The organism is Bacteroidota bacterium, from assembly GCA_016699695.1.
Taxonomy (GTDB): Bacteria; Bacteroidota; Bacteroidia; order Bacteroidales; family UBA10428; genus UBA10428.
On sequence record CP065006.1, the window covers coordinates 3,224,202 to 3,243,173 of the forward strand.

Here is an 18,972-nt window from a genome sequence, read left to right on the forward strand (position 1 = left end):
ATGTTCTCTGATTGGTGCGCTTGTTCTCAGTCGTTTCTCGAATGGTTCATAATCAATTGAAAATATTATTGCTTCGTTCTATCGAAGTGCTACAATTTTAAATATATTTGCGCTCATTTTCTTTACAAAATACTTCGCAAGCAGCTATGGTTAGAAGCAGTGAGAAAAAATTAAAATTTCTCATGGTATCCAAATGGGGCGAAACCCTCGATCTCGCCTATGCAATTCAAAAGGAGGGGAACAGTGTAAAAATGTGTGTGGAAGACAAATCATCACGCGAAATTGGCGATGGATTTGTACCAAAATGCCGAAAGTGGCTTTCGCATGTCGACTGGGCTGATGTGATTGTGTTTGACTATACGGGATATGGCAAAATTGCAACCGAATTGCGCGATGCCGGAAAACTGGTTATCGGCGGCACCGAATATTCGGATTTGCTCGAACTTGACAGGAATTTTGGTCAAAACGAATTAAGAAAACACAAGGTTAAGATTCTCAACTATAAGGAATTTAGCCATACCGACGATGCCATTGCCTACGTAGAAAAGCATCCGAAGCAATATGTCATTAAACCATGCGGCGAAATGCAGGACTACAAGCAGCTTTTGTATGTTGGCCAGGAAGATGATGGAGGTGACATTATCCGAATGCTGAGAGCGTACCAGAAATCATGGGGCAAGGATCTTGGAGTTTTTCAATTACAACGAAAGGTAACTGGAGTGGAAGTGGCTGTATCAGCCTTTTTCAATGGAAAGGAGTTTATTAAACCCTACAACATCACTTTTGAGCATAAAAAACTCTTTCCACGTGAGTTGGGCGTTTCTACAGGCGAAATGGGCACCAGCATGTTCTGGACCGACGAAAGTCCTATTTTCGATGCTACACTCGGGAAGTTGGAACATAGGTTGGCTCAGGACAATTTTGTGGGCCATATCGATATCAATAACATTGTGAATGGCAATGGAATATATCCTTTGGAATTTACTTCCCGTTTTGGCTTTCCCCAAATACAAATACAACGTGCCGGAATAACAGAGCCAATCGGATACATGTTGTATAAAATTGCCCGTGGGGAGAATTTTCGCATTCAAACCAAAAAGGGCTTTCAAATAGGGGTGTATAACGTGGTTCCTCCTTTTCCATACGAAGACAATCGCACGTTCAATACTTTCTCGAAAGATGCGGTGGTGGTCTTTAAAAAGGAAATGAAAGAGGGTATTCACCCCATGCATTTAAAAATGGTTAATGGCGAATGGCTTATTACCGGATGCACCGGTATTGCAGTGCTGGTTTCTGGCACAGGGCTTACAATGAAAGAGGCACAGCGTGTAATGTATAGCCGTGTAAGCAACCTGCTGATTAACAACAGCTATTACCGCACTGACATTGGCGACCGCTGGAGCGAAGACTCCGACAGGTTATGGGCCTGGAATTTATTGTAAACTATGCTTGTTTTAAAAGAATACACTACTAATTCTGCCTTCTTTTTTCAGTTTCTGCCCTCCGACTGGGCTCTGGAAATTGAACCTTATTGGAATAAATACCAGGCCAGCTCCCAAATTTTTGTGCTCGAGGAGCACAACCAGATCGTAGCAGGTGGCATTGTGTTTTCGACTCTGTCGCCCGACACTTTGTATTATGGCAACCATGCGCAGAAATGGTTTCAGAAGGGATACCTGTATATCGGATTTCTGTTTGTATGTGAACAACGAAGAAACGAAGGTCTTGGCTCAAAATGGGTGCAAGAGGTTCGGCAGAACCTTGAGGGAAAAAAATTATGGTTGGCTATCGACGACTATGGTCTGGTAAATTTTTATTCGAAACTTGGGTTTGAGCTAGTTGATACACTGGAATACCGTAATCGCACGGAATGGGTGATGGCAGAACCAGAATAGTATTTACTCTTGTTTTAGGGAATTGCAAGTTCTATCTTTTCGAACCATTGAAAATTCTGTGTTGCTTTTACTGCGGGCATGTGGTTAAAATCATCCATGTAGTAAAGCGCAACGCCGCAGCCCAGTTCCAATGCTTTGTCCGACAAAATATTTTCGCGGTGCCCCTGCGAGTTCATCCAGCCTTCCAGCAATGCATCGGATAGACTCAGGTAAGTATGTGCCGCGAGAAGTTGGTTTATTTCCGGGTTGCGAAATACCCCAGGTTCAACTGGTATTACTTGCATATTCGACCGATATTGCAGAATAAATCCCTCGATAATGTTTTCTGCCAAATGCGGATTGGCAATTCCGGCCACAATCGCTCTGTCATCTGCTTCGCGGTGTTTCTTGTTTTTGGGGTTGGTATGACTGAAAAAGTTGTCTTTAGCCATGTCTTGCGAATGGATGCCGGCAGCTTCTTCCAATGCAGCATGGTACGACAGAATAGAGAGTCCATTTTTAGCCCGTATTGCATTGGTGGCAAAGAATATACTCGCATTAAGCAGGGCAATATCAAAATTCTTAGGGTCGATTGTTTTTTGAAAGGCAGGATGATTTCTGTAAGTATTATAGTCTGTTTCGGCATAAATAGACTGGGCTGTTAGAGTTTTAAATCCCAGGAATAAAATCAATAGAAGTGTAAATACTTTCATTTTAAAAGGAATTAGAAACTACATTTTTAACGCATAAAATGGTGATAACCGACGCCAGGGCTATCTTCATAAAGGTTCCGGCAATAAACCCCACAAAGGAGCCAAAAGCTGCCCTAATGGCTGTTTTATTTGTTTGTCCGGCAATGAGCTCACCCAGCCAAGCTCCAAAAAATGGGCCAGCCAAGATGGTAATAATTCCAAACGGACCTATGGCAGGTAAAAAGAACATTCCTGCAATTAAACCTAAAATGCTTCCCCAGGCCCCCAAGCGACTGCCACCGAATTTTTTGGTGCCCCAGATAGGGACTATGTAATCGAGTATCTGTATAACTATTGTAAGGAAAGCCAATACCAGAATAACCCAGATTTCGAATTGGGCAAAGCGCGAAGAATGCAAGAGAAGCATGCCTGCCAAGCTTAAAGGCAGACCAGGCAATACCGGTAAAAAACACCCCATGAAGCCAGCGATTATTAGAATTGTCGCAAGAAATAGCAATATAATATCCATTCTTAACCCTTAAGGAATTAGGGCAATTTATAAAATTTTGTTTCAATGAATGAAAAACTTATAAGCGTGCTTGCTTTTTCGTGCTAAAACAAAAAAGTCTCTGGTAGCATAACCAGAGACTTTTTTATATATCTAAAGAACTATTAACCTAATGTGCCATTAATAAGTATAGTTACCAACAATGCAAGAATGGCATACAATTCAGGAAAAGCAGCCATAATTAAGGTATTACCAAAAACATTATGACCCGATCCGATGGCTGCAATGCCATTGGCACAAACCTGACCTTGTCTGATAGCAGATAATAAACCAGCCAAACCCAAAGCAATTCCGGCTCCAAAAATTGCTGCAGCATGCCACCAGCTCATTTCAGCAACCAACCGACCTTGTAAAACGAAAAAGCCAACAAAGCCATAAATACCTTGTGTACCAGGCATGGCCGATAGGGCAAGAAAATTACCAAAGGCTTCGGGAGTTTTCTTTAAAGCTCCGATAGTGGCATTACCGGCAATTGTACATCCATATGCGCTGCCAACGCCTGCTAAGCCTACCATCAATCCAATTCCGATATAGGCCAAAATAATAGGTTCCATAATTTTTATTTTTAGTGTTTATTAATTTAAATTCTTATTTAATGAAAGGTTTATATTTTAATCCGCCACCGGAAAAACCGGAGTTTTTATAAAATTCTACAAATGTTAAACGCATTGGGTGAACAAACGAACCTAATGCCGAAAGGCCAAGGTTTAGAGTATGCCCAAATAGAAGTATCAATATCATAATTATGTGGCTTACTACTGGAATATCTCCGCTTAATCCAACTGCTATTTGATTAAACACCAAACCTAAAACGGCACTTGAAATACCCAGGGCAAACAAACGAATGTAGGAAAGTAAGTCGCCCAATAAACCAGAAAGCATACCATAACTATCCCATAAGCCTAACCCGAAGTTGAGAAAGATATTTTTACCCGGACTATTCAGAAATAAGATGGGTACTCCACCAATCACGCCAATTATCAGATATAAATTCTTGGAACTCTCTTTTGCGATGTAACCAAAATCAGACAGAAAATATACAGCAGCGCATCCTGCAATTACTACAATCCATCCAAGAGTAGCTAAGCTGGCTCTAAATCCTTCGAAAAGAATTATTCTTACTGCTTTTATACAAATACCAAATATGATTTGAATGCCTCCAATTATGAGCGCAAGTGTCATTAATTCATTGCTATCCAACATCATAAACCGAAGCGATGGGAAAAAGAGAAAATTGGTTTCAAGCAGGTTTATTCCAAAGAATGTACCGCTCACTAAGCCCATAAGAATGGTTGATATTCCCAAAAACTGTCCTAAAGTAAGTATAGGTCGGATTTTGGGTTTTACCTTTGGCTTGTAATAAAATGCGGCTAGAAGTATAAGCAGTCCATAACCAATATCGCCAAGACAAAAACCGAAAAACAACATGAAAAACGGAGCAAAGAATGGCGTTAAATCAAGTTCGTTATACTGGGGTAGAGAGTATAATTCTCCAATGGGTTCAAACAATCGGCTAAACCAGTTATTTTTTAATTTAATCGGTATCGAATCTTCCTTTGAAGGTTCATACATATTGTAATAAACCGATTTCTTTTCGAGGTAGGCGACCAGGACTTCTGCTTTATCATTAGGAACCCAACCTTCGAGAATCATCAATTTATCATCGGCTTCTTTTTGAGTGTTCAAAACAACTTTGTCGAAAGTGACTTCGCCTGTAAATTTGTTTTTTGTTTTTATAAGCGCTTCGATGGCAGTTGCGGCATAGTTATCAAAAAGTGTCTCTGTATTTTCGAGCTTGGTGTTTGTTTCATTGATCTGCTCTAAAACATCACTTAATTTTCGTCGCGGCAGTGTTATTTCCTCTGCATCGATCTCGGTTTTTTCATTGATTTTTTCAAAAAGCACAAAATAGATTTGTCCTTTTATTTCGTTAATGGCTTCAACATAAAAACTATTTTGCCAAGCATCAGAAAACTTCCGGGCAGAACAACTTAAGAATCGGGCTTTAATTCCAGCTTTTTGAAGGTTGTCAATGGTCGACCATGAAAAATCGCCCCATGGCTCGAGCAAAGATTGTTCCTTTTTGAGTGTTGTAAGCTGCTGCAGGTATTGATCTTTTTGAATTTGAAGTTCTTTAATTTCCTTGAAAATTTTTAAACCATCCAACTCTTTTAGTTCCTTGGCTGGTTCAATTTGTCGTTTTTGTAGAAATGATACAAGCTGATTGTATTGCTGTATTTGTGAGAATTTTTCTCTTAAAGCTACATCTTCAATCTCTCCCGTTTTTTTTTCAATCACATGCAATACGCCTAGTTCCTGAAGTTCGCTTAGGAAATCCAAGTAATCCTTGTGATAAACCAGGAAAGCATATTTTTTCATTGGCACAATCATGCTTCAGCCTCCTCTTGTTGACGGGTTTTTACAATTTTCTGAGACGATTTGGAGAGGTTATCCTCGTCTTCCATAAAGCGCTTTATTTTTCGAATGGCATCCTGGTATCCCGGTATCTGAACTTTCTCGAAAAGATTCACTTTCTGGGTGGTTTTTTTTCGTGCATGATCCAGTAGCTGCATCTTACGCAGAAACACCTCCTGTTCAATGGATATCTTCACCATGTTCTTCACAATGGCTATACCATCGAGGTACCATTTGGGGGCATTGAATACGCTGAAAACAGCCTGCTCAAATTCAATTTTATTCAAAACAGGAGTTTTTACGCCGGCAATCTTTTTCACATCGAGTTTAACATCCACTACTTTAAGCAAGGTGTTGTCGAATTCGCCCCAAAGCGCCACCATGTTGCTGTAAGATTCGATGGCAGCATTCAATTCATCTTCAAGACGTTTGCTTTCATCTTTTGCCCTTTTCACTTCGATGCGCAATGCCGACTCTTTGTTCTTTATGGTTGGCAAGGCTCTTACACGCACCTTAAGCTGTTTCTCGAGGCCCTGTAACGAAGTTTTGTTATATTGAAATGATATTGCCATCTATTCTTTTTGTAAGTTCAAAGTTTAAAGTTCAAGGTTTAAACTTTAAACTATTTAGGCCAATATTGATCTACCAATTCTTGTTTAATACCTACTTCCTCTGGTTTAAAGTGTTTGCTGAATAAACTCCATCCTGTATCGAGCATCTCGTTTACTTCGATGTTTACATCAATGGCCAGCAGTTTATTGGAATAATCTTTGGCAAACTGAAGGCTCCTTTGGTCGTAATCAGTAAGGTCGAAACCGTTTTCGAGTTTGGTTTTGGCATTCGCTGCATCGGCAAAAAGGCGCACCGCAGCGTTCATCACTTGAGGGTGGTCGGCCCGGGTTTTTTTACCTATAACCAGCTGCTTTAAACGCGAGAGGGACCGGAAAGGGTCAACAATTACTTTTCCAATATCCGAATCGCGGCGTAAAAAGAGCTGTCCTTCGGTAATGTATCCGGTGTTATCCGGAATAGCATGGGTAATATCTCCACCAGAAAGGGTTGTTACGGCGATGATAGTTATTGAACCTCCTTCGGGAAATTGAACGGCTTTTTCATATATTTTTGCCAGATCGGAATATAGCGATCCGGGCATAGAATCTTTCGATGGAATCTGGTCCATACGATTCGAAACAATACTCAAGGCATCAGCATAAAGAGTCATGTCGGTGAGCAATACCAATACCGATTCGTTTTTCTTCACGGCAAAATATTCTGCTGCTGTAAGGGCCATATCAGGCACCAACAAGCGCTCCACAGGTGGATTATCGGTTGTATTTACAAAGCTTATAATGCGGTCGAGGGCACCTGCATTGTCGAAAACATTTTTATAATAGAGGTAATCGTCGTTGGTAAGCCCCATTCCTCCAAGAATAATTTTATCGGCTTTTGCACGCAAAGCTACACTTGCCATCACCTGGTTGTAAGGCTGATCGGGGTCGGCAAAGAAAGGAATTTTTTGTCCGGAAACCAGGGTATTGTTTAAGTCGATACCAGCAATACCGGTTGCAATGAGCTCAGAGGGTTGTTTGCGCCTTACAGGATTTACCGACGGGCCGCCAATTTCAACTTCCACTCCTTCTAAGGCAGGGCCACCATCGATAGGGTCGCCAAAGGCATTGAAAAATCTTCCGGCCAGGTCATCGCTTACTTTTAAGCTTGGAGCTTTACCAAGGAAAGTTACTTCGGCATTAGTTGGGATTCCCTCTGTACCACCAAAAATCTGAAGGGTAACGTTATCACCGACAAGTTTTACCACCTGTGCCAGCTTGCCATGCACAATGGCCAGCTCTTCGTTACCTATGCCAGTGGCTTTTAGCGAGCAGGTTGCCTTTGTGATTTGCGAAATTTTTGTGTATATTTTCTGAAAAGCCTTGTTTTCCATGCTTTATTTATTTACTGTTTCGTATTTTATCAGGCAGCCTGTTTCTCTTTTACCAACTCTTTGAGTTCATTTTCGAACTTGTTGAATTTTTCCGATTTAAACTCAGAATAATTCATTTGCCTACAGGTATTAATCATCTTCTTAAAATGAGCGTTTACTTCGTTAAATGAATCGAAACTAAACTCTGTGTGGCAAATATCCAATATGCTTTTCAGCATATACTCCTGGCGTTCGATAGGGGTCGACTGGTCGATCTTGTCAAAGGCATCTTGTTGAAGGATTACAAAGTCTATTAACTCCGATTTCCAATAATTAACATGGTATTCGACCGGCACGCCGTCATCCCCAAGGATGTTGATTTGCTCATAGGTTTCTTTTCCGCGTAGTAAGATTGTTTTGGTGGTATTGACCATTTCCAGCCAATCTTCGGAAATAACACCGTTGATGTATTCAGCAAACTCGGGGTATTCGAGGTATTTCGAATAACTGTCAATTGGGTCAACCGCAGGGTAGCGTTTGCTATCGGCACGTCCCTGGGCCAAAGCATAAAAACAGCGGGCTGCCTTTTTGGTCGATTCGGTTACAGGTTCTTTGAGGTTACCACCTGCCGGAGATACTGTTCCAAGGAAGGTGATTGAACCTGATTCTCCATTATTCAAATATACATATCCTGCTCGTGCGTAAAAATTCGAAATAATCGCAGGTAAATCCATAGGGAAGGCATCCGGACCAGGGAGCTCTTCGAGCCGGTTCGACATTTCGCGCAGAGCTTGAGCCCAACGAGAAGTAGAATCGGCCAACATCAATACTCGAAGACCCATGGCACGGTAATATTCGCCGAGGGTCATAGCAGTATAAACCGAAGCTTCGCGGGCAGCAACAGGCATGTTGGAAGTGTTGGCAATGATGGTGGTACGCTCAATAAGTTTACGTCCTGTGCGGGCATCTTCCAATTCCGGAAACTCGGTAAAAATCTCTACTACTTCGTTGGCACGTTCGCCACAGGCTGCGATAATCACAATATCGGCTTCTGCTTGTTTTGAAATAGCATGCTGCAATACAGTTTTTCCTGCACCAAAGGGACCGGGAATAAAACCTGTTCCACCTTCTACAATCGGATTAAGTGTATCGATGGTACGCACCCCTGTTTCGAGCAGTTTAAACGGACGAGGTTTTTCTTTGTAATTGGTAATGGCTACTTTTACAGGCCATTTCTGCATCATGTTGATTTTTGTCTCGTTGCCTTCTTTGTCTTCGATTACAGCAATTGTTTCCTCGATGGTATATTTTCCTGCTGCAGCTAGGCTTTTTAACTTAAAGCTTCCCTTTAGTTTAAAGGGTACCATAATTTTGTGAGGCATGCTGTTTTCGTCTACTTCTCCTAACCAGTCGCCTGCCTGAACTGTATCGCCTACTTTTGCAAGAACCTTAAAATCCCATTTCTTTTCTATGTCCAAAGGGTGAGTATATTCGCCACGTTTCAGAAATACTCCCTTCATTTTATCGAGGTCGTTCTGAAGCCCGTCGTAGTTTTTTGAAAGGATACCAGGTCCCAGTGTTACCTCGAGCATGTGCCCGGCAAATTCTACCTCGAACCCAATTTTTACTCCCCGTGTACTTTCAAATACCTGCACATAAGTGTTGGAACCGTTTATTTTAATTACCTCGGCCATCAGTTTCGTTTCGCCAGTAAGAATGTAGCAGATTTCGTTCTGCGAAACAGGACCATCGGCCTCCACGATTACGAGGTTGGCAATAATACCTTTTACTTTACCTTGTGTTGACATGTTTGTTGACTTATTTTAAACTAAAATCGGCAGGAAACTCATAGCTGGTTTCGAGCTTTTTCAGCATATCTTTAAAAAATTCTAATCCTGTATTTTTATCCAAACGCATCCAGCGCTCTATGATAGCCAGTTTAATTAAAAACGTAAATAGTTTTTCTACACTGAAATAGTGAAAAAACGATTGTTCATCAAGAAGTTCCCAACGAATGGTATCAATTCGTTTTTCCTGTTCGAAAAGCTCATTTGTTTCCAAAGCCCTGAATATGGCTTCGGAATAAGGAAGCTCATCGGAATCTAATCCAAAATCACGGGCAGAGCTTCGAATGAGCTTATCTTGTATTTCATCATTGCCTACTAACTGAGTTTCGATTGTTAGGCTGTTCTCTCGGCATTTGTATGCTGTGAGCACATTTCCGAGCTTTTGTTCAAAGAGGATCCAGGCTTGTACAAACTTGTTGGGCACTTGCAAAGCATGCTGGAAATAGAGTTCGGTAAGTTGTAAATCCCAACTTTTGTTGGGTATTATTGCCTGCTCGGCCTTGTAGGCATCGATAAAAAGCGGCAGGTAAGAAGGGCACTTAAAGGGCAGTGAATCGTATGATGCATCTTTTGCAGCAGCCAACAATTGCTCCAGCATTTCGGCACTCAGGTTACCCGATTCTGCATGGGGTTCGTCGGATCCTTTTAACCTGTTCAGAAGGTTCTGATGATCAAATGGCCAGAAGTACAGACGGATCAAATCAAAATCTTCTACTGGCAAGTGCTCCGCCAAAAATGACCGGTATTCGACTGGCGAAAGGATCATTTTTGTGTCATCCAGCAATATATCTGGTAATCCGGCAACCAGGTAATAGTATTGTCGGCTCATAGATACTGTTTTACGCTTCGTATAAAAATTGAATTAGCTTAGGACGAAGGTACTGTCTGAAGAAGTTATTAAAATCTTCGTCAGTAAAGCTGATTTTGTAGCTTCCGTCCTTGGCAGTAATCTGGAATCCGGCTTTTACCGAAGCATCGTTGCTTATGGTCAGGCCTTTTTCGAACAAATCTTTTACCGATTTTTTCAGGTGTTCGGTCAGCTCTTTTTCCTGTGCTTTGGGTATTACGAGGTTCAGGTCTGCAACCTGGCTACCTGCCCAGTTTTTTAAAGTCGACTCAATCAGTTGCTTGGCAAACTCGGCATCGAAGGCTTTTCCTGTTGCAGAGGCGATAACTTTGCTGTTCACAGCATCGGTAATTTGTTGTTTCAAAGCATTCAAGGCTTGTCTTGCCGAAAGCTTAATTTCCGATTCGGTGTTCTTTTTTGTTTCGGCTGCCTGTTTTTGCGCCTCTGCGAGTATGGTACCGGCTTCTTTTTTCGCATTCGCAATAATTTCCGAAGCTTCTTTTTTAGCCTTGTCAACCAGGGCGCGGCCTTCTTCATTCCCTTTGGCAAGACCTTCCTGGTATATCTTCTCGGTGAGTTCTTGAAGTTTACTTTGCATTTCTATATCAATTTCTTTTTCAGTTACTTATAATATTATTGTTATCCGAATAACAAAACGACCGCAATTTAATCAAAGTTTTAATATGTAAAAGGAGTTTTTACTGATCAGGACGGATAAAAATACTTTAATTGCTTGATACTTGTTTATTAAATTGAATTAAAAATTCTTTCATTCACCCATTCAATTATTCCATCATTCACCACTTCACTCATTCATTCAAATTCTGAACTTACAAGGTACGATGTTTTTTATATTGATTCGAAGGGGCCTTTTGTTTTTTAGAGCAATCGCAATCTTTGGATTTATGTCTTAGTTCCCGAGAATACTTCGAGGAAGCACATCCGGCTGAAAGAAAACCAATCATTAACAATACAAGTATAGGGCGCATGGATAAAATTAATAAGTAGTTTTGTTGTCGCATCTAAGTTAAAAAGATTTAGCGTACAGGAGGAGTTTGGATGAATACAAGATATACCGAAAACTTAAAAAGACATATCTGGCGAACCATACGAAAACAGGAATTGCTTTCTGAAGGCGACCGTCTGATGGTTGCTCTATCGGGAGGTAAAGATTCTCTCGTGTTATTGGAAGCAATTGCGGACCATTCCAAACGCCTGCCTTTCAAGATAGATGTGCTGGCTGTGCATGTGTTAATCGAAGAAATTGGTTATCAAACCGATATTGAATATCTCCGAACTATTTGCAACAACCTGAAAATACCATTTATGTTGGTGAGGCCCGGTTTTGAAACAAATAGTTCCGTTGAAAAATCAATGTGTTTTATCTGTTCATGGCATCGCAGAAAAGTTTTTTTTTCAATTAACCGCGAACAAGGTTATAATAAGCTTGCCTTTGGACACCATATGGACGATGCCATTGAAACTCTTTTTATGAATATGATATACCATGGTTCCATGAGTTCCATGCCTTATAAGTTCGATATGTTCAATGGCAGGTTAACAGTAATCAGACCCATGCTGGAAGTAACTGAGGAGCAGTTAGAGCTTTATGCTTTGGAGCGAAATTTTAAAAAAGAAGTAAAGCAATGTCCCTTCGAAAACAGCAAGCGGAAAACATTGAAACATAAAATTGATTTGCTGAGCGATAATTCTAACAATGCCCGGAAGAATATTTTCAGATCGATGGAAAACATCTTCACTGAATATTTGCCTCAAAGGAAAGAGTGAACATTGTTTTTACACTTTTTTTATTACTTTTATAATAGTGCAATTTTTTTAAGATAGAATGCACCTGAAGGGAAGCATATCAGTAAAATATTTAGCAGGGAAGGGGAAGTTCTACCAGATTAAAAATATATAACATTTATAAGGATGAAAACACCTAATTTGTTGGCCTTTGTCTTTTCGATGCTTGTTACAGGCAGCCTGCTTCAGGCACAAATACCAAAAACAAGTCTCGCTGATTTTTCCGGCACCGATTGGAAGCTTGTGAAAGCTGCCAAATCGAATATAGAGAACCTGCAAGGTCTTGCGATGCCCGAATTAGTTAAAATGCTCGATAATACGGAGAAAAAGAAGCTTGAAAATACTGGTAGCCTGATTTATCCCGGAGCCGAGAAATTTTTTGGACACGGCCAGATTATTGATTACGACATCGATTATCTTTCCATCAGAGCAGGTTGGCTTATTGAAGAGATTTCTTTTAATAATTTCGGTTTTTCAGGCATTCATCTGCCAAAAGACGAGCTAATTACACACATCAAAGTAACCTTTCCGGCGTATTACAACAATACAACCAACCGAAAAAAACTCGAAACAGCTACCGAAGCAATGTTGCGCGAAATAGCCCAGGCATTGGCTGTAAAAGCTGCCAAAGCCTGGTGGGAAGAGTATGGTAAAAATTTTACTCGCCTTCAATCGTTGGTCGATGCCCTTAAGAGTTTCGATGAAAAAAGACAGGTGAAAGCATTGTTTTATTTACGCAATGGCACAACAAAATGCGACGATCTTACTCGTGATTATTATTACGAAGAAATATCGAAAGAGATTGTTCGCCTGAGTGGTTCCGATGTACAACGGATTTCTGAGAATGCCAAGTTAATATTGCTCGATAGCAAACTCGAGTGGCTGAGCCTTAAAACAGAATAGAATTGTTTAAAATTTGTTTTTTACCTCTCCCCATTTGCATATAGCTTTATAGTGAAGACTAAATCGTGAAAATCATGAAATCGTTCAAAGCCATAAGTGTAATACTCTTTTTAAGCATTGCAGCCCATCAGTCTGCTTTTGCGCAGAAAGAATTGTTTATTAAACAGATTGAGTTTAATCTTGAGGTTGTTAGCGATATCGACTATGAGAATGAGTATTTCATCACCCTCAAACTCAATAAAGGTTCGCGCTATATTTTTGCAGTAACAAACAATGTGAACGATAAACCTGGCAAAGCTATTATCGAGCTGCTCGATGCCGATAACCTTATTATGACCAATGGAATAGGTGAGAAGTATTTTGATAAATTAAGTTTTGAATGCAATAAAACAGGCTTTTACGATCTGCTGGTACGCTTTAAGGATAATCAGGTTGGACATTCCATGGTGGATGTATCACTTATTCAATAGATTTTTCTGACTAATGATAAGAACCCGGTATGGCCGGGTTTTTTTATGGAAGTCTGTATAAATCACTAGTGCAATTTTTTCGGAAATAGCTACTTTAATGCGATTTGCCGGTAAATATAGGATCTGTGTTTTAGTAAGGTTAACTTCGCAATGATGTACTTAACTTTGACCGCAAGCAAACCAATTTGCTTTTAATGAAAAATCAGCCTATAATATACCTGGTCGATGCCAATGAGGCTTACCGCAAAAGAACTGTGAATTTGCTAAAATCAAAGCATTACCATAGAATTGTGGAGTTTAGCTCAGGTGAGGATTGCTATTCAACACAAATGGATGCAGCAGATATTGTGATCACTGAGAGTAATTTTGGGTTAGAATCCTGGAGTGGCCTGGAGTTTATGCTGGAATACAAACGCTTATTTGAAAATACTCAGTTTCTTTTTCTTACCTCTGAGTCAGATTTAAAAAAGGCAACACTTTGTATTCGAAGCGGTGCAAGAGATTATATTCTGAAAAGTAAAACCGGTCAGCATCGTATAGCCGACTTGGTATCTAAAATACCCATCCAACTGTCCGAACAGTCAATTTTGCCAGATTCTTTTTCAGATTAATTAAATCAGTGTAGAAGATATTTTCCCTTAAGGTTTTGAAGGTTTATAGCTGGCAGGCAACTGAGGCGAATCCATGTTTTTTTTGCTGTTCATTTCCTGCAGCGATTCGAAACTAATCCTTTCAACCTCATAGCTGGTGTTGTAATTGATAAAATTAATAGAGGTGTTGGCGAATCCCTTGTCCTGAATCAGTTTAAATTGATATTGCGATTGTGGCATATTGCCTTTTACCTGGCACACACAATTTAGAAGGCTGGGACCATATTGGCTAAAGACATCCATAAACAACAGTCCCGATTCGTAACCGAGAAAGGTAAAATTGTATGGAATATTTGAATTGAGCACTTGTTGTGGTTCGTAGCCAAGAGTTTTGCGGCAATTTTTTATAAATGATTGCGTATGCAGGTTTTTATAATCGATAAAAAATGGAGAATAAATAACTGTGTTTAACTGATGTAAAAGTTCGATACGCAAGTTTTCAAAGGTCAACCATTCTGGAATACCGATAACATCTATATCCATTCCCCGGCTTTGATAAATGTTCAAAATACCTATCAGGTTGCTCACATTGGCTTCACGGTTCGATAGAATAACCACAATATTCCCCTTTGTTGATACAAGTTCTTTCCTTAAACCTTTTTCAAGAGTATCATTAATCGCTATTTCTTTATAGTCGATGGTTTCGTAAAAGCCACGGGCCAGTGAATAAGCAAAAATGTTTTCTTTCAACTCTTTCACCTGCAAGCTATCTGCAGATAGTTGATGATGCAGAATGATAATTTTTTTCTCTTTAAATTGTGAAAGGTAATCGGCACAGTTTTCAATTTCCGATTTCCGGTCTGGGATCATATACAGGCTAAATGGGCTGGTCCGGATGTTGTTGTCGCTTACCTTATAGAACGGAAGCACAAGAGGTATTTTATTGGTTTCGGAATATTCCGATACAAGTTTAACGTTCTCACTGATCAACGGGCCAAAGATTATTTCTGGTTTTATGATATCGAGTTCGGTAAGTATACTTTTTACTCTTTGTGTATCCGATTTGGTATCGTAGGTGAAGATGCTCACGGAAACACCTTTTCTTTTTAAGGAATCGACCGCTAAAAGAAAACCTTGATAATACTCGCTGGCACCATTGCTTCGGGCTTTAAACCGATAGGAGGGGTTTTTTCGCTTTAAAGAATCGGCAGGCTCAGATTCAAGGGCGATCATTTCCTCGGCATGAAAGGGCAACAAGAGGGCTATTTTTATAGTTTTAACTTTGGAGGCTTTTTGGATGGAGTCGCAAACCGGACTCTTGTATTGCCTGATAGAATGATCAACTAACAGGCTGCTGTCAGGCTCAGCCATAGCAATAAGACTGTCGGCAGACGAAATATAGATGACCATGCCCGGTTTTAAACCCCAACGTAGGGCTGGGTTAATTTTTACCAATTCATCCATTTCAATCTCAAAACGTTGGGCAATCAGAAACAAACTATCCCCGTCCTGAACCAAATATTGATTGCTACCTATAGTGGGTAGAGTACTGGAAGTAATTACATTCCTGGTTATTGGTATTTTTAATACCTGATTGATCTGAATACTGGTTTCACTCCCCGGATTATGGAGATAGATTGCTTCTTTCGAAACCCCATAATTCTTTGCAATGGTATGTACGGTTTCTTTTTTGCTTACCCTGTGGTAGAGAAAATTACTATCTGCCGGAATTGTTTGCGGAGCTGTAGCTTCGCTTTTCATAGTAGTTGTTTGATCAGGAATGCGCAAAACCTGTCCGGTGGATAGTACATCCAGGTTTGCTTCGGGGTTGGCTGTTTTTATGAGTTGAATATCGGTTTCGTATGCCTTACTGATCGAATAGAGGGTTTGTCCGGCCTTTACTGTATGCATATAATAAACTTTGCCTTGCAGCAAAATCTTTTCGTTCGATTTTTCAACAGGGGCTGGCTGGAACTGTGCATGTGCAGTTTCAGGCTGGAGAAAAAATGACAGGACACTTAGAATGATCAGGAAAAGGTACCTCATGAAACAAGTTTTTACGGAGTCGAAGTTAACATTTACACCATGATAAACGATGGATTGATAAATGGCTTTTATTTTTCTGAACTATGCTTTGAAACTATTAAAAGTGGCATCCGGGTTTGGGTTTTTAACTCCTCCGGATGCCATATTTTCTTAATTCAATACCAATTTATTATTTCGATTTTAACAAAAAGTTATTCACGTTCTGGTTAATCCTTTTTTCGAGTTGCGACAAATCGGCCCGTTCAAATTCATCTCCTGTTATGTTTTCGTAGAGCTCGATGTAACGTTCGCTGACTTGTTCAACAAATTCTTGGTTCATCTCAGGTACTTTTTGTCCTTCTTTTCCTTGAAAACCATTGCTGATAAGCCATTCTCGCACAAATTCTTTGGAAAGCTGCTTCTGGGGCTCATTTTTCTTGAGGCGAATTTCATACCCCTCTTTGTAAAAATAACGAGATGAGTCGGGTGTATGAATTTCGTCAATCAGATAGATTTTGCCATCTTTTTTACCAAATTCATATTTGGTGTCGACCAGAATCAGGCCCATTTGTGCGGCCATTTCTGTACCACGGGCAAAAAGTTTTTGGGTATAATCTTCCATGAGCAGGTAATCGGCTTCGCTTACAAGCCCGCTTGAAATAATATCTTCTTTCGAAATGTCTTCGTCATGCCCCTCTGATGCTTTGGTGGTGGGAGTTACAATGGGGTGAGGAAATTTCTGGTGCTCTTTCAAACCTTCGGGTAGGGGAACACCGCAAAGACTTCTTTTGCCCGCTTTGTATTCGCGCCAGGCATGCCCTGTCAGGTAACCTCTTATCACCATCTCTACTTTATAAGGCTCTGCAAAATGACCGATGGTCACCATAGGGTCGGGGGTGGCTATTTTCCAGTTCGGAACAATATCTTGTGTGGCATCCAGAAATTTCGAGGCAATCTGGTTTAAAACCTGACCTTTGTAGGGTATTCCTTCTGGCAATACCACATCAAATGCCGAAATGCGGTCGGTTACTACCATCACCAAATACTGGTCGCGGATGTTGTAGACATCGCGTACTTTTCCGTGGTAAACACTTTTTTGACCCGGAAAACTGAAGTTAGTGTTGCTTAATGCCTGCATATTAATTTGTATTTATGGATTGTTTATCGGATTTATCATAAGCTTCTATGATCTTCTTCACCAGTTTATGCCTTACTACATCGCGTACATCGAAATGGATAATGGCAATATCCGTAAGGTCCTTTAAAATTTCAAGCGCTCTTATCAGTCCGGAAGCACTTTTGCGGGGAAGGTCAATTTGAGTGGTATCGCCGGTAACAATGAATTTGGCGTTTTTACCCATGCGCGTTAAAAACATTTTCATTTGGTTGAGAGTGGTATTCTGACCCTCATCGAGAATAACAAATGCATAATCAAGCGTTCGTCCGCGCATAAAGGCGAGAGGAGCTATTTCAATGGTGCCGTCTTCGATATAGCTTTGCAGTTTTTTTGCCGGAATCATGTCGCGCAGTGCATCGTAAAGGGGTTGAAGATAGGGGTCGAGCTTCTCTTTCAGGTCGCCGGGTAAAAAACCAAGGTTTTCTCCTGCTTCCACGGCAGGCCGTGTTAAGATAATGCGTTTTACTTCTTTGTTGCGCAAAGCCCTCACTGCCAGAGCAATGGCGGTATATGTTTTTCCTGTACCGGCAGGCCCCAGGGCAAACAACAAATCGTTCGAATCGTACTCCTTTACAAGTGCCAACTGATTAATGGTTTTGGCTTTTATTATCTTGCCATGGTTGCCATAAAGTAAAATTCCGTCTGGATTTGGGGTTTCTCCTGTCCAAAGGGGTTCATCGCCAGAAAATACCTGTTCGATGTCCGAAGCATTAATTTGGTTATAGCGGTGGAAATGGTTTATCAGTAGATCAATTTTCTTTTCAAAATTTCTGATCTCCGATTCTTCGCCAATAGTTATCATCTCATTACCGCGGGCAACAATCTTAATTTTCGGAAAATAGGAAACAATCTTATCGAGCAGAACATTGTTGGTACCATAGAGATGAAGCGGGTCGATTCCCTCTAAATATATCGACTTTTCTATCATAAATTATTGGCCAAGAATACTTACATTTGAAGCCTGCAAAGTAACTCAAATTTTCAAGAAATTCAATTAAAAACAAGTGTAGAGTAGTTTCATGGCCCTAATAACTCTTACAACCGATTGGCGCAAAAGCGACTATTACATAGGTGCTATAAAAGGAAAAATTCTCAGCCATGATGCATCAACGGTTGTTGTCGATATTAACCACTTGGTGGCTCCTTATAACATGATGCAGGCAGCTTTTATTCTTCGAAACTGCTTCCACTATTTTCCTTCGGGAACGGTGCACATTGTTGGAGTAAACCCTGTGCTTTCGCGGAAAAATTCTCTGCTTATACTCGAAAAAGAAGGACATTTTTTTTTGTCTTCCGATACTGGTTTTCCAGGCCTGATTTTTCCTGAGCAGAATGTGAAGGTTTATCGGTTGAACCTGTCAAAAACGCCAGTGCATAGCCTGGAAAGTCTTGATTTTTTTGTGGAAACTGCATTTAGATTGATTACCGGCGAAGCACCCGCTGATTTTGCAGAAGAAACTTCGAAATATGTATTGCAATTGCCCTTAAAACCAGTAATCGACAATAATCTTATCAATGGCAATGTGGTCTACATCGATTCTTATTCAAATGCCATTACCAACATTACACGCGAAACTTTTAACCGTGTTGGTAATGGAATGGATTTTAAAATTTATGTCCAAAGCAACCATTATGTTATCGATAAAATAAGTCATTCATATCAGGAAGTAGCCAGTGGTGAATTGCTTGCTTTGTTTAATTCTGCAGATGTTCTGGAAATTGCCATTTCCAATGCTCCTGCCGCTGAGCTGCTTAATCTTGACGTAAATTCAACTATTAGGGTTAAGTTTGCCCATGCCAATCAGTCGAATAAACTTTTATTAAGCGGAGAATAAAA

Annotated in this window: 19 protein-coding genes; 7 read left to right on the forward strand and 12 right to left on the reverse strand. The window is 40.3% G+C overall.

What is annotated here, in order from left to right; all coding sequences use genetic code 11:
• Positions 1 to 146 precede the first annotated feature (146 nt).
• Both IPM71_13430 and IPM71_13435 read left to right on the forward strand, forming a co-directional pair.
• Positions 147 to 1,442 (forward strand): phosphoribosylamine--glycine ligase, encoded by a 1,296-nt coding sequence (locus IPM71_13430; protein ID QQS50571.1) that lies wholly within the window; start codon positions 147 to 149, stop codon positions 1,440 to 1,442.
• Positions 1,443 to 1,445: 3 nt separating this feature from the next.
• Positions 1,446 to 1,895 (forward strand): GNAT family N-acetyltransferase, encoded by a 450-nt coding sequence (locus IPM71_13435; protein QQS50572.1) that lies wholly within the window; start codon positions 1,446 to 1,448, stop codon positions 1,893 to 1,895.
• 14 nt (positions 1,896 to 1,909) lie between these two features.
• Here IPM71_13435 and IPM71_13440 read toward each other — a convergent pair whose 3' ends face one another.
• The 9 genes from IPM71_13440 to IPM71_13480 form a co-directional block, all read right to left on the reverse strand.
• Positions 1,910 to 2,587, reverse strand: coding sequence for a CAP domain-containing protein (locus IPM71_13440; GenBank protein ID QQS50573.1), 678 nt, complete (start codon positions 2,585 to 2,587; stop codon positions 1,910 to 1,912).
• A gap of 1 nt (position 2,588) precedes the next feature.
• The gene (locus IPM71_13445; protein QQS50574.1) at positions 2,589 to 3,095 is read right to left on the reverse strand and encodes a DUF456 domain-containing protein; all 507 of its coding nucleotides are present in this window, start codon (positions 3,093 to 3,095) and stop codon (positions 2,589 to 2,591) included.
• Between the two features lie 143 nt (positions 3,096 to 3,238).
• Positions 3,239 to 3,688 (reverse strand): V-type ATP synthase subunit K, encoded by a 450-nt coding sequence (locus IPM71_13450; GenBank protein ID QQS50575.1) that lies wholly within the window; start codon positions 3,686 to 3,688, stop codon positions 3,239 to 3,241.
• Between the two features lie 34 nt (positions 3,689 to 3,722).
• Entirely contained in the window at positions 3,723 to 5,513 is a 1,791-nt protein-coding gene (locus IPM71_13455) for a hypothetical protein (GenBank protein ID QQS50576.1), read from the reverse strand.
• 8 nt (positions 5,514 to 5,521) lie between these two features.
• Positions 5,522 to 6,121, reverse strand: a complete 600-nt coding sequence (locus IPM71_13460) for a V-type ATP synthase subunit D (GenBank protein QQS50577.1) — start codon at positions 6,119 to 6,121, stop codon at positions 5,522 to 5,524.
• Positions 6,122 to 6,171: 50 nt separating this feature from the next.
• Entirely contained in the window at positions 6,172 to 7,491 is a 1,320-nt protein-coding gene (locus IPM71_13465) for a V-type ATP synthase subunit B (protein ID QQS50578.1), read from the reverse strand.
• 29 nt (positions 7,492 to 7,520) lie between these two features.
• Positions 7,521 to 9,278 carry a V-type ATP synthase subunit A gene (locus tag IPM71_13470; GenBank protein ID QQS50579.1) on the reverse strand — a complete coding sequence of 586 codons (1,758 nt, stop codon included), beginning with the start codon at positions 9,276 to 9,278 and terminating at the stop codon, positions 7,521 to 7,523.
• Positions 9,279 to 9,288: 10 nt separating this feature from the next.
• Positions 9,289 to 10,146: a DUF2764 family protein gene (locus IPM71_13475; GenBank protein QQS50580.1), complete on the reverse strand. Its 858-nt coding sequence runs from the start codon at positions 10,144 to 10,146 to the stop codon at positions 9,289 to 9,291.
• A 10-nt stretch (positions 10,147 to 10,156) separates the two neighbouring features.
• Entirely contained in the window at positions 10,157 to 10,762 is a 606-nt protein-coding gene (locus tag IPM71_13480) for a V-type ATP synthase subunit E (GenBank protein QQS50581.1), read from the reverse strand.
• 461 nt (positions 10,763 to 11,223) lie between these two features.
• On the opposite strand from IPM71_13480, the gene IPM71_13485 reads away from it, so the two are divergent.
• The 4 genes from IPM71_13485 to IPM71_13500 all read left to right on the forward strand — a co-directional run bounded on the left by IPM71_13485 (position 11,224) and on the right by IPM71_13500 (position 13,954).
• Positions 11,224 to 11,952 (forward strand): tRNA 2-thiocytidine biosynthesis protein TtcA, encoded by a 729-nt coding sequence (locus IPM71_13485; protein QQS50582.1) that lies wholly within the window; start codon positions 11,224 to 11,226, stop codon positions 11,950 to 11,952.
• A 144-nt stretch (positions 11,953 to 12,096) separates the two neighbouring features.
• Positions 12,097 to 12,873 (forward strand): hypothetical protein, encoded by a 777-nt coding sequence (locus IPM71_13490; protein QQS50583.1) that lies wholly within the window; start codon positions 12,097 to 12,099, stop codon positions 12,871 to 12,873.
• Positions 12,874 to 12,947: 74 nt separating this feature from the next.
• The gene (locus IPM71_13495; protein ID QQS50584.1) at positions 12,948 to 13,343 is read left to right on the forward strand and encodes a hypothetical protein; all 396 of its coding nucleotides are present in this window, start codon (positions 12,948 to 12,950) and stop codon (positions 13,341 to 13,343) included.
• Between the two features lie 194 nt (positions 13,344 to 13,537).
• Positions 13,538 to 13,954 (forward strand): response regulator, encoded by a 417-nt coding sequence (locus IPM71_13500; GenBank protein QQS50585.1) that lies wholly within the window; start codon positions 13,538 to 13,540, stop codon positions 13,952 to 13,954.
• Positions 13,955 to 13,981: 27 nt separating this feature from the next.
• Here IPM71_13500 and IPM71_13505 read toward each other — a convergent pair whose 3' ends face one another.
• The 3 genes from IPM71_13505 to IPM71_13515 all read right to left on the reverse strand — a co-directional run bounded on the left by IPM71_13505 (position 13,982) and on the right by IPM71_13515 (position 18,063).
• Positions 13,982 to 15,979: a LysM peptidoglycan-binding domain-containing protein gene (locus tag IPM71_13505; protein QQS50586.1), complete on the reverse strand. Its 1,998-nt coding sequence runs from the start codon at positions 15,977 to 15,979 to the stop codon at positions 13,982 to 13,984.
• A gap of 169 nt (positions 15,980 to 16,148) precedes the next feature.
• Positions 16,149 to 17,096, reverse strand: a complete 948-nt coding sequence (locus IPM71_13510; protein ID QQS50587.1) for a phosphoribosylaminoimidazolesuccinocarboxamide synthase — start codon at positions 17,094 to 17,096, stop codon at positions 16,149 to 16,151.
• 1 nt (position 17,097) lies between these two features.
• Positions 17,098 to 18,063 carry a PhoH family protein gene (locus IPM71_13515; GenBank protein ID QQS50588.1) on the reverse strand — a complete coding sequence of 322 codons (966 nt, stop codon included), beginning with the start codon at positions 18,061 to 18,063 and terminating at the stop codon, positions 17,098 to 17,100.
• Positions 18,064 to 18,154: 91 nt separating this feature from the next.
• Between IPM71_13515 and IPM71_13520 the strand changes: the two genes are divergently transcribed.
• The gene (locus IPM71_13520; protein ID QQS50589.1) at positions 18,155 to 18,970 is read left to right on the forward strand and encodes an SAM-dependent chlorinase/fluorinase; all 816 of its coding nucleotides are present in this window, start codon (positions 18,155 to 18,157) and stop codon (positions 18,968 to 18,970) included.
• The last annotated feature ends 2 nt before the right edge of the window (positions 18,971 to 18,972 follow it).

Excerpts from the sequence above, each read along its gene's own strand:
- IPM71_13430 (QQS50571.1), top strand. The coding sequence starts at position 147 with ATGGTTAGAAGCAGTGAGAAAAAATTAAAATTTCTCATGGTATCCAAA.
- IPM71_13435 (QQS50572.1), top strand. The coding sequence starts at position 1,446 with ATGCTTGTTTTAAAAGAATACACTACTAATTCTGCCTTCTTTTTTCAG.
- IPM71_13440 (QQS50573.1), bottom strand. The coding sequence starts at position 2,587 with ATGAAAGTATTTACACTTCTATTGATTTTATTCCTGGGATTTAAAACT.
- IPM71_13445 (QQS50574.1), bottom strand. The coding sequence starts at position 3,095 with ATGGATATTATATTGCTATTTCTTGCGACAATTCTAATAATCGCTGGC.
- IPM71_13450 (QQS50575.1), bottom strand. The coding sequence starts at position 3,688 with ATGGAACCTATTATTTTGGCCTATATCGGAATTGGATTGATGGTAGGC.
- IPM71_13455 (QQS50576.1), bottom strand. The coding sequence starts at position 5,513 with ATGAAAAAATATGCTTTCCTGGTTTATCACAAGGATTACTTGGATTTC.
- IPM71_13460 (QQS50577.1), bottom strand. The coding sequence starts at position 6,121 with ATGGCAATATCATTTCAATATAACAAAACTTCGTTACAGGGCCTCGAG.
- IPM71_13465 (QQS50578.1), bottom strand. The coding sequence starts at position 7,491 with ATGGAAAACAAGGCTTTTCAGAAAATATACACAAAAATTTCGCAAATC.
- IPM71_13470 (QQS50579.1), bottom strand. The coding sequence starts at position 9,278 with ATGTCAACACAAGGTAAAGTAAAAGGTATTATTGCCAACCTCGTAATC.
- IPM71_13475 (QQS50580.1), bottom strand. The coding sequence starts at position 10,146 with ATGAGCCGACAATACTATTACCTGGTTGCCGGATTACCAGATATATTG.
- IPM71_13480 (QQS50581.1), bottom strand. The coding sequence starts at position 10,762 with ATGCAAAGTAAACTTCAAGAACTCACCGAGAAGATATACCAGGAAGGT.
- IPM71_13485 (QQS50582.1), top strand. The coding sequence starts at position 11,224 with ATGAATACAAGATATACCGAAAACTTAAAAAGACATATCTGGCGAACC.
- IPM71_13490 (QQS50583.1), top strand. The coding sequence starts at position 12,097 with ATGAAAACACCTAATTTGTTGGCCTTTGTCTTTTCGATGCTTGTTACA.
- IPM71_13495 (QQS50584.1), top strand. The coding sequence starts at position 12,948 with ATGAAATCGTTCAAAGCCATAAGTGTAATACTCTTTTTAAGCATTGCA.
- IPM71_13500 (QQS50585.1), top strand. The coding sequence starts at position 13,538 with ATGAAAAATCAGCCTATAATATACCTGGTCGATGCCAATGAGGCTTAC.
- IPM71_13505 (QQS50586.1), bottom strand. The coding sequence starts at position 15,979 with ATGAGGTACCTTTTCCTGATCATTCTAAGTGTCCTGTCATTTTTTCTC.
- IPM71_13510 (QQS50587.1), bottom strand. The coding sequence starts at position 17,096 with ATGCAGGCATTAAGCAACACTAACTTCAGTTTTCCGGGTCAAAAAAGT.
- IPM71_13515 (QQS50588.1), bottom strand. The coding sequence starts at position 18,063 with ATGATAGAAAAGTCGATATATTTAGAGGGAATCGACCCGCTTCATCTC.
- IPM71_13520 (QQS50589.1), top strand. The coding sequence starts at position 18,155 with ATGGCCCTAATAACTCTTACAACCGATTGGCGCAAAAGCGACTATTAC.